This is a genomic window from Anaerostipes sp. Marseille-Q3525 (genome assembly GCF_018223505.1).
GTDB lineage: Bacteria > Bacillota > Clostridia > Lachnospirales > Lachnospiraceae > Anaerostipes > Anaerostipes amylophilus.
Window position 1 is genome coordinate 1 of the sequence record NZ_JAGTTT010000039.1, and the last position, 13,711, is coordinate 13,711.

The window sequence follows — 13,711 nt, forward strand, 5'->3', positions numbered from 1 at the left end:
CTACGATACCTTAATGATATTCAGGGAAAAGTGCCACAGGAAGATACAACCTCCTATGACCCGATAGGAAGAGAAGTTTCAAGTATCGACCAGAATACAGGAGAAGTCAGTCTATAAAGTAAATTGTAGAATTAAACTAAATTGTTCAAAAAATTGCAAATAAAATACACATTTAACGTATAGAACAGAAACTTGTATTGGATAGCATAGATAAAAGATGTTATAATATCCCAAGACATAAGATTACATTTAATGTAGAAAATCAGGAGACAGCAGGGTATGAAATATAATATTCCAGAGAGAGTTTTAAGGGATATTTCTGTATTTGCAAAAAAATATTCAATCAATAAAGAGATTTTATTTGGATCAAGGGCAAGAGGTGACAATACAGAGAGAAGTGATATTGATATTGCTGTATATGGTGGAAATTTTGACTCTTTTTATTGGGATATTAAAGAAAAAGTACATTCCCTTTTAAGTTTTGATGTGGTAGAAGCAGATAAGTCAATTTCAGAGGAATTAAAACAAGAAATAGAAAAGGATGGTGTGATAATATATGAAAAAGCTTGAGAACTTTTCGAATTGTCTTGAAGTGTTAAAAAGTGCAGATTTTGAAATGGCAGATAATAATGATATATAGGACAGGTGTAATCGGACAGTTCAGTTTGACATTTGAACTAGCATGGAAAGCATTACAAGAGATATTAAAAATGCACGGAGCAGATGGAGCGGCAACTGGGTCACCAAGAGAGATTTTACAGTTAGGATATAAACTTAGTTTTGTAGATGATGCAGCAGTATGGTTATTGATGTTAAAAAAAAGGAATACATCTGTTCATATATATAATGAACAAGAAGTTGATGAGATGATATTATTGATCCGTGATAGTTTTATTCCAGCATTTGTTGTTCTTGAAAAGACGTTAAGAAGCAAATTAGAAGAAGTAAAAAATGACTGGGAATAAAAGATTTTGGAATCTGTAAATATACAGAGAGGCCAATGAATACTAGATTACAAGAGATATTCCTCCTTTTTCTTTTGCTTGCGTATAAAAAACGAACGTAGTAAAATAAAAAAATATATGTGAATGAAAAAGAAGGATTGAACGGTATGAAGAAAAAACAAATAAAAGGAACGTTATTGTTATTATTAGCAGCAATCATATGGGGAAGTGCATTTGTGGCACAAAGTGTTGGAATGGAATATGTCGGACCATTTACGTTTAATTGCGTAAGAACATTGATAGGAGGGATTGTACTCATTCCGTGCATTACACTTTTAAATCATGGAAAAGTAAAGAAAAAGATGACGAGTTCCGAGAAAAAAAGATTAATGATCGGGGGAATCTGCTGTGGAATTGCGCTTGCAATAGGAAGTACACTTCAACAATTTGGAATTATGTACACAACAGTAGGAAAAGCAGGATTTATCACAGCTTTTTACATTATTATCGTTCCCATTCTTGGTTTGCTATTAGGAAAAAAATGTGGATTATCTGTCTGGATCAGTGTTATGATTGCTTTGATCGGACTTTATTTTTTATGTATTACAGATGGCTTTTCGATTGGGAAAGGCGATAGTTATGTATTTTTAGGTGCATTGGCATTTGCGATTCATATTTTAGTGATCGATTATTTTACACAGTTTAATGATGGAGTAAAAATGTCATGCATTCAGTTTTTTTCCTGCGGAATAATCTGCTTTATTCCAATGATACTGTTTGAGCATCCAGAGATCAGTACGATCTTACTTGCATGGAAACCAATCTTGTATGCAGGAGTACTGTCATGCGGAGTTGGATATACATTACAGATGGTTGGACAGAAGAACATGAATCCAACAGTGGCCTCCCTGATTTTAAGTCTGGAATCCGTGATATCTGTGATCGCAGGATTTTTAGTATTGCATCAAAACTTAAGCCAGAGAGAATTGATAGGATGTGCGCTGATGTTTATAGCGATTATTCTGGCACAACTGCCAGGGGAAAATTGATTTGAAAATATAGTAGTGTATGCTTTCTTTATCTGGTTTGTAGCGCATGATATAGATAACTAATTTTACGATTTTTCCTACTAACTTTGCATAACGCATGGCATCGTGATTGATATCATCATTTTGTGCGTTGATAATATGAAAAGCAATATTTGCAGCTTCTTCTTCTGGAAGATCAACTGCTAGTCTATAACGATCATAAAGTTCAATTAATGCAATTCTAAGACCAACAGTAAGTTGAGTTGCAGCAACATCTTCTGGGGCACAAGTATAAGGATATGTCATTAATTTAGTAATCATAGAACCAATTTTTGCATCTGGAACGATTTTGCGTAACAATATAGCAGCTTTTGCAGCAGCTACAAACTGATGGTGCAATGCTTGATAACAACACTGTGTTTCGCCTTTTTCTCCACAAAGATCTGGAATGATACTAGCAGTAATAAAGGAGTGACGATGGATACTGTCAATTTCATTAAATGTGAGCCAATATTTTACATATTCTCCGTAATGCTCAAAACATGTCTTTGCGTAGCGAAGGAATCCATGACGTTTTGGATAGTAAGTATCATCCATATCATCGTGAATACGTTTGCTTGAAATCGTAACGTGGGCTTTATAATCTTTTATGCCTACATTCCATGCTCCTTCTAATTGAACAGTGTCTAAACCAATGTGCATTAAAATTTCTGCACCATTGTCAGCAGTCATAGCAATCGCATGTTTGGTGTCATATACAGTTGCAATCACACAATCACATGGAGCATAAATAGCACTGTTTCCGCATATTTCAGGAGAAATTTTAAAAATTGATTATATGAATATAACAGAAATTTGGTATCTATGGATAAAAAATCACAATTGACAAACCCCTAAAGGTGTTATAAAATAAGTAACGTTAAAGGCATTGATGGTGCACAGTAAGAAGCTACATAGCTTCCGAAATTCACACCGTAGCTGTATCTCTGAATGCGATGCAATATACATTTTCACATCAGGCATCAGTAGGAGATAACGGAGTCTGCCCGTTACGCAGAGACTTAAGTGCTTATGGTAATTAAGAAGACGTTTAACGATACCATAGGAATTAGGGTGGTACCGCGAGTATATAACAAGAACTCGTCCCTTTGCGGACGGGTTCTTTTTCTTTTATTTAAATATACAGAAAAAGAAAAATGAACCTGATCCGAGAATATAGAAAAGATCAATAAAGGAGAACTAAGCAGATGAAAGAGAGATTAGAGGCAATCAAGAAAGCTGCCTTGGAGAAAATCGAGCAAGCAGATGCAATGGAGAGCTTAAATGATATCCGTGTATCTGTACTGGGTAAAAAAGGTGAATTAACTCAGGTATTAAAAGGAATGAAAGACGTAGCCAAAGAAGAACGTCCGATCGTTGGACAGATGGTTAACGATACCAGAGCAGTCATCGAAGAAGCATTAGAAAAAGAGATGACTTTATTAAAGAAAAAAGTCCGTGAAGAGAAAATGAAACGTGAAGTCATCGACGTTACATTACCTGGAAAAACTCATGAAAAAGGACATCGTCATCCAAACCAGATCGCTCTGGAAGATTTAGAGAGAGTATTTATCGGTATGGGATACGAAGTTGTGGAAGGACCAGAAGTAGAATACGATAAATACAACTTTGAAATGTTAAATATCCCAGCAAACCATCCTGCAAAAGATGAACAGGATACATTTTATATCAACAAAGATATCGTGTTAAGAACACAGACATCTCCAGTACAGGCACGTATCATGGAAACAGGGAAGATGCCAATCCGTATGATCGCACCTGGACGAGTATTCCGTTCTGACGAAGTTGATGCAACACATTCTCCATCGTTCCATCAGGTAGAAGGATTAGTTGTAGATAAAGGAATCACATTTGCAGACTTAAAAGGAACCTTAGAGCAGTTTGCAAAAGAATTCTTCGGACCAGATACAAAAGTAAAATTCCGTCCACATCATTTCCCATTTACAGAGCCAAGTGCGGAAGTAGATGTTACATGTTTCAAATGCGGTGGAAAAGGATGCCGTATGTGTAAAGGAAGCGGATGGATCGAGATCTTAGGATGCGGAATGGTTCACCCACACGTACTTGAAATGTGCGGAATCGACCCAGAAGTATATTCAGGATTTGCATTCGGAATCGGACTAGAGCGTGTCGCATTATTAAAATACGAGATTGACGATATGCGTTTGTTATACGAAAACGACAAGAGATTCTTATCACAGTTCTAAAAAACGATAAGAATATTTCGAATAGAGAAGATAGAATAAAGGAGAATAAAAGTAATGGATACACCAATTTCATGGATCAAAGCTTATGTGCCTGATCTTGATTGCACACCACAGGAATATGCAGATAAAATGACATTATCTGGTTCCAACATGGAAAGTGTCACATATTTAGATAAAAACTTAGAAAAGATCGTAGTCGGAAAGATCGAGAAGATCGAGAAACATCCGGATGCCGATAAACTGATCATCTGCCAGGTAAATGTCGGAGATGAAACTATTCAGATCGTAACAGGAGCACCAAATGTATCAGAAGGAGACTTAGTACCAGTTGTCTTAGACGGTGGACGAGTAGCCGGAGGACATGACGGTGGAAAGAATCCAGAAGATGGAATTAAGATCAAAAAAGGAAAACTTCGTGGAGTAGAATCTTTTGGTATGATGTGTTCTATCGAAGAACTTGGAAGTTCCAGAGATATGTACCCAGAAGCACCAGAATATGGAATCTACATTTTCAATAAAGATGTGAAACCGGGAGACGATGCAGTCGAAGCTTTAGGACTTCGTGATGCAGTTGTCGAATTCGAAATCACATCAAACCGTGTAGACTGTTTCAGTATGATCGGTATGGCAAGAGAAGCAGCCGCTACATTTAAGAAAGACTTCTATCCACCAGTCGTTACAAAGACTGGAAATGATGAAGATGTCAACGATTATATTAAAGTAAGAGTTGAAGACGTAGACCTTTGCCCAAGATACACAGCAAGAGTTGTGAAAAATATCAAATTAGCTCCATCACCAGAATGGATGCAGAGAAGATTATCTGCAATGGGAATCCGTCCGATCAATAACTTAGTTGATATCACAAACTACGTGATGGAAGAATACGGACAGCCAATGCATGCATACGATCTTGATACAATTGCAAACAAAGAGATCGTTGTCCGCCGTGCAAAAGCAGGAGACAAATTCACTACATTAGATGGTGAAGAAAGAACAATGGACGAAAATGTCTTAATGATCTGTGATGGAGAAAAAGAAATCGGTATCGCAGGTATCATGGGTGGAGCAAACTCTATGGTAACAGACGACATCAAGACATTATTATTCGAAGCAGCATGCTTTGATGGAACAAACATCCGACTTTCTTCTAAGAGAATCGGTTTAAGAACGGATGCATCTGGTAAATTCGAAAAAGGATTAGACCCAGAAAATGCAATGGCAGCGATGGATCGTGCATGCCAGTTGATTGAAGAATTAGGAGCTGGAGAAGTTGTTGGAGGAGCCGTTGACGTTTATCCAAATCCAGTGAAACAGATTCGTCTTCCATTAGAAGTAGACAAGATGAACGCTCTTCTTGGGACAAATGTATCCAAAGAAGAAGTATTAGAATATTTTGCAAGAATCGAACTTGGATACGATGAAGCAACAAACGAAGTGATCGTACCATCCTTCCGTCAGGATCTTCACCGTATGGCAGACCTTGCAGAAGAAGTTGCAAGATTCTACGGATATGACAACATCCCTGTTACATTACCAAACGGAGAATCCACAGCCGGTAAGAAACCATTCAAGATCCGTGTCGAAGATGTCTGCAGAAATGTAGCAGAACAGAACGGATTTAGCGGTGGAATGACATATTCTTTCGAAAGTCCAAAAGTATTCGATAAATTATTATTACCTGAAGATGCAAAAGAACGTCAGGCAATCGAGATTTCAAACCCATTAGGAGAAGACTTCAGTATTATGAGAACGGTTTCCTTAAACGGAATGTTAACATCTCTTGCTACAAACTTAGCACACAGAAATAAAAACGTAAGACTATACGAATTTGGAAATATCTATATTCCAAAAGCATTACCATTAACAGAATTACCAGATGAAAGAATGCAGATGACACTTGGAATGTACGGAGAATGTGACTTCTTCACATTAAAAGGTGTTGTAGAAGACATACTTGATTCCCTTGGATTAGGTGGAACATCTGAATATACACCAACAACTAAACATCCATTCTTACACCCAGGAAGAGCTGCAGATGTCACAATCGATGGAGAAAAGATCGCTTACATCGGACAGATCCATCCAGAAGTTATGGATAACTACAACATGAAAGGCGAAGTCTATGTAGCAGTCATCGACATGCCAACATTAGTACCAAAAGCAACCTTCGACCGCAAATACGAAGGAGTAGCCAAATTCCCAGCAATGAAACGTGACTTAAGTATGGTTATGAAGAAAGACATCTTCGTTGGACAGCTTGAGAAGATCTTCAAAGACAAAGGTGGAAAACTTCTTGAATCCTACGAATTATTCGATGTCTACGAAGGAGACCAGATCGAAAAAGGATACAAATCCGTAGCATACTCCTTAACATTCAGAGCAAAAGATCGTACATTAGAAGATGCAGAAGTATCTAAGATCGTTGAGAAGATTCTTGATGAACTTAAGAAATTAGGCGTTGAATTACGTGCTTAATTGTGCTTGAAAATAAAATAAAGTGAGAATTAAAATCCTCTGGCAGATAATATTGTCAGGGGATTTTTTGAAATTATATATAGCAAAATTGGAATTTACCATCATTTGTGTTAATATAAAAATAAAAGAAAGGAAACGAGGTGACAGCAGAATGGGAATTTATCTAAATCCGCCAGCAGACGGCTTTGAAGATATTTTAAAAGATGATATCTATGTGGATAAAACAGAATTGATTGCATATACCAATCAGGTTCTGGGAACAACAAGAAAGCTTACATGTTTCAGCAGACCAAGAAGATTCGGAAAATCTTTCGCAGCCCAGATGTTAGTTGCCTATTATTCAAAAGGTACAAAATCTGAGCATTTATTTAAAGACTTAAAAATTGCAAAAGATATAGAAGAAAAAAGCCATTACAAACAATATTTAAATCAATGCGATGTCCTATTCTGGGACATGACATGGTTTATTACCAATGCCCGGAATATCGAAGATACGGTAAAAGATCTTCAAAGAAAAATAATTTTCGAATTAAAACGAGAGTTTACAGACTGCATAGAACAAGAAACAATAGCACTTCCAGAAGCACTCCTGCAGATCAGTGCGGTCACAGGACGAAAGTTTTTTATCATTATCGATGAATGGGATGCGTTATTTCGAGAAGCCCAAACAGATCAGAGACTGCAGGAAGAATATATCCAGTTGTTAAGAGGATTGTTTAAAGGGATACAAGTTTCAAGATTCTTAAGTGGAGCCTATATGACAGGAATTCTTCCAATCAAAAAATACGGAACACAATCAGCATTAACTGATTTCTACGAATACACGATGCTGGAACCAGGACCATTAGCAGAATTTGTAGGATTTACAGAACAAGAAGTCAAAGATTTATGCAAAGAGCAGCAAATCGATTTTGAACAGGCAAAAAAATGGTACGATGGCTACTGCTTCGGACAGACAGGACATATTTATAATCCGAATTCCGTAATGAAAGCAATATTTAACAAGCGATTCAGCAACTACTGGACCCAGACAGAGACATATGAATCACTAAGAGTTTATATCGACTTAAACTTTGACGGCTTAAAAGATATGATAGTAGATCTGATAGGAGAAAAACACTGCAGAATCGATACAGGATCATTTCAAAATGATATGACATCACTGAAAAATAAAGATGATGTATTAACATTATTGGTACATTTAGGATATTTAGCGTATGATATTGATCAAAAAGAAGTTTATATTCCAAATGAAGAGATCCGTCAGGAATTTATTAGGGCGATTAAGAACGGTAAAAGACAGGAACTAGTTAAAACCAATAACCTAAATTAAAGAATAGAATTATAGAAATAGAACCGAGACCATATGAGCTCGGTTCTATTTCTATAATTCTATTCATCTACAACTTAAGTCAATGAAACTTTCTTCAAAAAATTATTGTTTTTCAATAATTTCCATGCTACAATAATCTTGAAATTATCGAAAAACAATAATTGGAGGTGGATAGGATGAAATCAAACATAAATAAATTAATCCTGATCGAAGTCATCGCAGGAATCCTTCTTGCATTCATAGCAAGCAAAATCCTGCATATGACAGAAGCACTGCAGATCATGTACTTACCATTTGAACTCATAGGAAAAGGACTAAGAGTTTTATCCCTAAGTTCAGCAATAGGAAATGTCATCGCGATCATCATATACGCAGCCATTTCAATGATACCGGCAATCTATGTCATCTATCAGAGAAAAAGAGGAAGAACACACAAAGAAGACATATTATTTGTTGCATTCACAGGACTATTATTTTATTCCATGTATATGTTCATCAATCCAGGACTCATGTATCAGAAAATGCCAGACATTTTTTCAATGGACCAAAGCAGTCTGATTGTAATGAAAATTATTTACGCATTCATCGTTTACAGCGTCCTGATCATGTGGTTGATCATGAAAGCGATCCGTTTTCTTGGAGATGACAGCCAGAAGAATTGGAAAAGCCGCTTGTATTTTGGGATGAAAGGACTGATTGCTGCACTAGTCAGTTATTACACGCTTTTGATCACATATGCAAAGACATTTGAACTGCTTCATAAGAGCGAAAATAAACTGCAAAATGTATCTTCGATAGAATGGTTTAAATCAGTATTACAGTTATTACCAATCATTATGACAATCCTGCTATTTATCAACATCATTCATGTAGTAAAAGCAATCGAAGATCATAAGGAAGAGCAGCAGATGATGACAGTGGCAAGACTTGCAGGTGTCGCAAAGGTTACCGCAGTGGTTACAGTCATATCAGATTTTATCCTGAATTTTTATCAGTTTTTGCTTGGAGCGACTTTACAGAATGTAAATGTCACGTTTGCGCCAGACGTATCCATGGAACCATTGATCATAGCATTTGGAGCATTGATCTTCCATGAATACTTCAAGCGGACCAAACAGCTAAAAGAAGAAAATGACCAGTTTATATAGAAGGAATGATAGTTATGGCAATTAAAATACATTTGGATGATATCTTAAAAGAGCGAAATATGACATCCAAAGAACTATGTAAAAAAGTCCATATTACAGAAGCAAACCTGTCAATCTTAAGAAGCGGCAAGGCAAAAGGAGTACGTTTCTCAACGATCAATAAGATCTGCTATTATCTTGAGTGTGATGTTGGAGATATCTTGAAATTTGACGGGAGATTGGAGGAAGAAGATGAGTAGGGGAATCAGAAAAACAGGAGTATTGGCAATGGTTGTGATGCTGGCAGCAACTCTATCAGGATGCCGCCTTGCAAAAAAAGACGAGGATGGAACAGTAAAGAAAACATTGTATGGTGCTTATGCAGTTGTAGGAAAGAGTCTGGATGATCCAGACATTCCAGATCCAGAGATGGAAGGAACAACCGTTGGGCAGAAAGATAAAAAAGGATTTGTTCATTTTAAAAAGATCAAGGGATATTTCTTTTTTCATAAATACGATCAGAAAGAAAATACGATCAGTATGGATGGTGATCCACAGTTGACTCATTTTTCAGGCGGCTCTAATATGAAAGATGGCGAGATCCAAAAAGATAAATGGCAAAAGACAGGCCAGTCATGTAAGGCAACAATTTATGTTCAGGAAACAAAAGGAATCACAAAAGTGCAGATTGGAAGTGTATATAAAAGAGCAGATGGTACATTTTATCTGGAACCTTCAGGAAGGTCTTCTGTGCAGGATCTATGTAAAACAGGAGGGTCTGGGATCAGCCAATCTTTTTCTGTGGATACAGAAGAAGGAAAGATGACATACCGTGTGGACTTTAAAGCAGACCGTGCAGTCAAAAAGATTCAGATCATCGAAATGAACAAAGATGATGTCAAGATCAAAAAAACAGCCTATATTTCACCTGAAATAAAACAATACCAGATGCAAAAAGACACAGCATATGTTATCATAAATGAACAGCTGATCGGTATGAAAGGTCAAACGATCAACAGACAGAAGATACATTCAGCAAAGAAGAATTTCACATATAAATGGAAGCAGCTTGGAGATGATGGAGTATTGACACCGACAGACTTGAAGTTTAAAAAGTAAAATCAGGAGGATAAAATTGAAATATGAAAGATAAAAGAGAATCATTTAACAGCAGGTGGGGATTTATCCTCGCCTGCATTGGTTCGGCAGTTGGTATGGGAAATATATGGATGTTTCCGACAAGGGTATCTTTGTATGGGGGAGGTTCCTTTTTGATCCCATATTTTATCTTTGTCGTTGTGATCGCATCCACTGGTGTGATCGGAGAGATGAGTTTTGGACGTGCGGCAAGGTCTGGACCGATTGATGCATTTGGGATGGTCTGTGAGAAGAAAGGAAAGAGAAAAGTCGGGGAAGGGTTAGGAATGATACCAGTTCTTGGTTCTCTTGCTATGGCAATCGGATATACAGTTGTGATGGGGTGGATCTTAAAATATGCTGTTGGAACTTTCACAGGGGCAACACTTGCACCAAAGACGATCGAAGAATTTGGCGGACGTTTTGGAGCAATGGCATCTGCATTTGGAAATAACATCTGGCAGATTTTAGCTTTGATCTTATGCATGTGTATTTTAATCTTTGGTGTAGGAGCAGGGATTGAGAAAGCCAATAAGATTTTAATGCCTATTTTCTTTGCGCTGTTTGTGATCCTTGGAATCTACGTGGCATTTCAGCCAGGGGCAGCAACGGGATATCAATATATTTTCAGAGTCGATAAGGCGGCCATCTTAGATCCAAAGACATGGATCTTTGCACTAGGACAGGCCTTCTTTTCCTTATCCGTCGCAGGAAATGGAACATTGATCTATGGATCGTATTTATCCGATGAAGAAGACATCCCATCATCTGCAGCAAGAGTTGCATTTTTTGATACGGTTGCTGCGATGCTTGCAGCACTCGTGATCATCCCAGCTATGGCAACAACTGGAGCAACACTGGATCAAGGAGGACCGGGGCTGTTATTTATCTATCTTCCAAACCTGATCAGCTCCATGCCAGGAAGTACGATCATCGCGATCATCTTTTTCGTTGCAGTGCTTTTTGCGGGAATGACATCACTGATCAATCTCTACGAAGCACCGATCGCAACCATACAGGAAAAACTCCACGTAGGAAGAAAGACCGCCTGCGTGATCATCGCAGTGATCGGCGTGATCGTATCCTTATTGATCCAGGGCATCGTATCTGATTGGATGGATATTCTATCCATTTACATCTGTCCATTAGGAGCGGGGCTTGCAGGAATCATGTTCTTCTGGGTAGCAGGAAAGAAATATGTAGAAACACAGGTAAACAAGGGAAGAGAAAATAAATTTACGAAATTATATTATCCAATCTGTAAATATATTTATGTGCCAATCTGTATTTTAGTATTGGTACTTGGAATTGCATTAGGAGGAATCGGATAATTATGCCAGGATATATTTTACATTTAACTGCAGCACAGATGTTTTTAAAACAAACAAAAAAAGAGCAGGAATTGTTTGTAAATAAGCAGGAAACAAATAATTTTTTAATTGGAAATCTGATGCCAGATACAACAAAAGATAAAGCAAGATCACATTTTAGAGATCCCAAATATCAAGGAAATATGGTAGAATATCCAGAAATATCACGGTTTGTGAGGAAATATCATAATATTTTACATGATCCGAGTGTAATGGGATATTTATTTCATTTATATATCGACCGGAAGTTTTTCAAAGAATACATGCCAAGAATTATAGAATTCCGAGATAAAGAAGATCGGGTAGAGGAAAAAATGAACAAGGTAAAATATGTGATCTTAAAAAGAACTGGAGAAAAGATTTTAAAAGAAGATTTTTTCTCAGAGAAATATTATTATGGTGACTATACGAAGATGAACACGTATCTGTTCAATTATTATCATATACCGATCAGACTTGATCCAGAAGTTAATAATCCAGGAATTGAAGAAGTTTCTTATCGGAATGTAAAAAATGTTTTAAAAGAATTAGAAGGATACCTGACAGTGCCAGAAGAGGCGGTAAAGAATGTTAAAGTATTCGATGTGGAAGATTTATTATCATTTTTGGAAAACAGTGTAGAAAAATATAACCCATGGAACTGTGAGTAAGAGCAGTTCCATGGGTTATGTTTTATTTATTATTATTCTTTTCAGCTTCCTGCATCTTCATAGCACGAACTTTCAAAGGAAGTCCAAATAATGTAATAAATCCATCTGCATCATGATGATCATACATATCACCAGTTGTGAAAGATGCTAAAGATTCATTGTATAAGCTGTATGGAGAAGTAGTTCCAGCTTTGATGATATTACCTTTGTAAAGTTTGAATTTAACTTCACCTGTTACATATTTCTGAGTAGATGTAACGAATGCCTGGATTGCTTCACGAAGTGGAGTGAACCATTTTCCTTCGTATACAACCTGAGCCATCTGGCTTCCAAGTTTCTTCTTAGCTTCCATTGTTTCACGGTCAAGGATCAATTCTTCTAACTGTTCGTGAGCTGCCATTAAGATTGTTCCACCTGGAGTTTCGTATACACCACGGGATTTCATTCCTACAACACGGTTTTCAACGATGTCGACGATACCGATACCATTTTCGCCACCAAGACGGTTTAATTCAGTGATGATCTCAGAAACTTTCATTTCTTTTCCATTTAATGTCTTAGGAACACCAGCTTCAAATGTCATAGTAACTTCTGTTTCTTTATCAGGAGCGTTCTGTGGAGTTACTCCTAAAACAAGCATGTTATCATAGTTTGGTGCTAAAGAAGGATCTTCTAATTCAAGACCTTCGTGGCTGATATGCCATAAGTTACGGTCACGGCTGTAGCTGTGGCTTGCATCAAATGGAAGATGGATTCCGTGTGCTTCACAGAATTCAATTTCATCTTCACGAGACTGCATTGTCCATACGTCTGTCATACGCCATGGAGCGATGATCTTGATGTCTGGAGCTAAAGCTTTGATACCAAGTTCAAAACGGATCTGGTCATTTCCTTTTCCTGTAGCACCGTGGCAGATAGCAACTGCGTTTTCTTTTCTTGCAATCTCAACTAATTTCTTAGCGATTGCTGGACGAGCCATAGATGTTCCAAGAAGATACTGATGTTCGTATACAGCACCTGCCTGTACGCATGGCATGATGTAGTTATCACAGAAATCATCAACGATATCTTCGATATATAATTTAGATGCTCCGGATAATTTTGCTCTTTCATCAAGTCCGTCTAATTCGTTACCCTGTCCACAGTTAACGCAGCAGCAGATAACTTCATAGTCAAATGTTTCCTTAAGCCAAGGAATCAGAGCTGTAGTATCAAGACCTCCGGAATATGCTAAAACAACTTTTTCTTTCATGAAATAAATCCTCCTAAGTGTATATTGACGGGATGCTTTCTTATTATATAGAATGTAATATTTCGAAATCAAAATCCCGCATGTTCATATAAATATTTGCTTGTCTATTAATATACGTTATATTTGCA

The 13,711-nt window shown here is 37.1% G+C and carries 13 protein-coding genes and 1 other annotated feature; of the genes, 11 read left to right on the forward strand and 2 right to left on the reverse strand.

Annotation, left to right across the window (positions count from 1 at the left end; all coding sequences use genetic code 11):
* The first annotated feature begins 279 nt into the window (after positions 1-279).
* The 3 genes from KE503_RS13045 (at position 280) to KE503_RS13055 (ending at position 1,993) form a co-directional block, all read left to right on the forward strand.
* Complete coding sequence (locus tag KE503_RS13045; protein ID WP_212385468.1) at positions 280-570, forward strand: nucleotidyltransferase family protein; 291 nt, start codon at positions 280-282, stop codon at positions 568-570.
* A gap of 59 nt (positions 571-629) precedes the next feature.
* Complete coding sequence (locus KE503_RS13050) at positions 630-965, forward strand: HI0074 family nucleotidyltransferase substrate-binding subunit (RefSeq protein WP_249183073.1); 336 nt, start codon at positions 630-632, stop codon at positions 963-965.
* Between the two features lie 146 nt (positions 966-1,111).
* Entirely contained in the window at positions 1,112-1,993 is an 882-nt protein-coding gene (locus KE503_RS13055) for a DMT family transporter (protein WP_212385470.1), read from the forward strand.
* Here the strand turns inward: KE503_RS13055 and KE503_RS13060 are convergent.
* The gene (locus KE503_RS13060; RefSeq protein WP_330622021.1) at positions 1,916-2,803 is read right to left on the reverse strand and encodes a family 1 glycosylhydrolase; all 888 of its coding nucleotides are present in this window, start codon (positions 2,801-2,803) and stop codon (positions 1,916-1,918) included. The two genes, KE503_RS13055 and KE503_RS13060, sit on opposite strands and share 78 nt — an antisense overlap.
* An 88-nt stretch (positions 2,804-2,891) precedes the next feature.
* Positions 2,892-3,123 (forward strand) — a binding site (T-box leader).
* Positions 3,124-3,219: 96 nt separating this feature from the next.
* Between KE503_RS13060 and pheS the strand changes: the two genes are divergently transcribed.
* The 8 genes from pheS to KE503_RS13100 all read left to right on the forward strand — a co-directional run bounded on the left by pheS (position 3,220) and on the right by KE503_RS13100 (position 12,331).
* Positions 3,220-4,239 carry a phenylalanine--tRNA ligase subunit alpha gene (gene pheS, locus KE503_RS13065; RefSeq protein ID WP_055196908.1) on the forward strand — a complete coding sequence of 340 codons (1,020 nt, stop codon included), beginning with the start codon at positions 3,220-3,222 and terminating at the stop codon, positions 4,237-4,239.
* A 54-nt stretch (positions 4,240-4,293) separates the two neighbouring features.
* Positions 4,294-6,714 (forward strand): phenylalanine--tRNA ligase subunit beta, encoded by a 2,421-nt coding sequence (gene pheT, locus KE503_RS13070; protein ID WP_212385472.1) that lies wholly within the window; start codon positions 4,294-4,296, stop codon positions 6,712-6,714.
* A 151-nt stretch (positions 6,715-6,865) separates the two neighbouring features.
* On the forward strand, positions 6,866-8,047 hold the full coding sequence (locus KE503_RS13075; protein WP_249183074.1) for an AAA family ATPase: 1,182 nt from the start codon (positions 6,866-6,868) through the stop codon (positions 8,045-8,047).
* 176 nt (positions 8,048-8,223) lie between these two features.
* Positions 8,224-9,195, forward strand: a complete 972-nt coding sequence (locus KE503_RS13080; RefSeq protein ID WP_212385474.1) for a hypothetical protein — start codon at positions 8,224-8,226, stop codon at positions 9,193-9,195.
* 14 nt (positions 9,196-9,209) lie between these two features.
* Positions 9,210-9,434, forward strand: a complete 225-nt coding sequence (locus tag KE503_RS13085) for a helix-turn-helix domain-containing protein (RefSeq protein ID WP_009264431.1) — start codon at positions 9,210-9,212, stop codon at positions 9,432-9,434.
* Positions 9,427-10,293 carry a hypothetical protein gene (locus KE503_RS13090; RefSeq protein ID WP_055196916.1) on the forward strand — a complete coding sequence of 289 codons (867 nt, stop codon included), beginning with the start codon at positions 9,427-9,429 and terminating at the stop codon, positions 10,291-10,293. Before KE503_RS13085 ends, KE503_RS13090 begins: the two co-directional genes overlap by 8 nt.
* A gap of 23 nt (positions 10,294-10,316) precedes the next feature.
* Entirely contained in the window at positions 10,317-11,642 is a 1,326-nt protein-coding gene (locus tag KE503_RS13095) for a sodium-dependent transporter (RefSeq protein ID WP_212385476.1), read from the forward strand.
* 2 nt (positions 11,643-11,644) lie between these two features.
* Positions 11,645-12,331 carry a hypothetical protein gene (locus KE503_RS13100; protein WP_212385478.1) on the forward strand — a complete coding sequence of 229 codons (687 nt, stop codon included), beginning with the start codon at positions 11,645-11,647 and terminating at the stop codon, positions 12,329-12,331.
* A 22-nt stretch (positions 12,332-12,353) separates the two neighbouring features.
* Here KE503_RS13100 and KE503_RS13105 read toward each other — a convergent pair whose 3' ends face one another.
* Positions 12,354-13,583, reverse strand: a complete 1,230-nt coding sequence (locus KE503_RS13105; protein WP_022375315.1) for an argininosuccinate synthase — start codon at positions 13,581-13,583, stop codon at positions 12,354-12,356.
* Between the last annotated feature and the right edge of the window lie 128 nt (positions 13,584-13,711).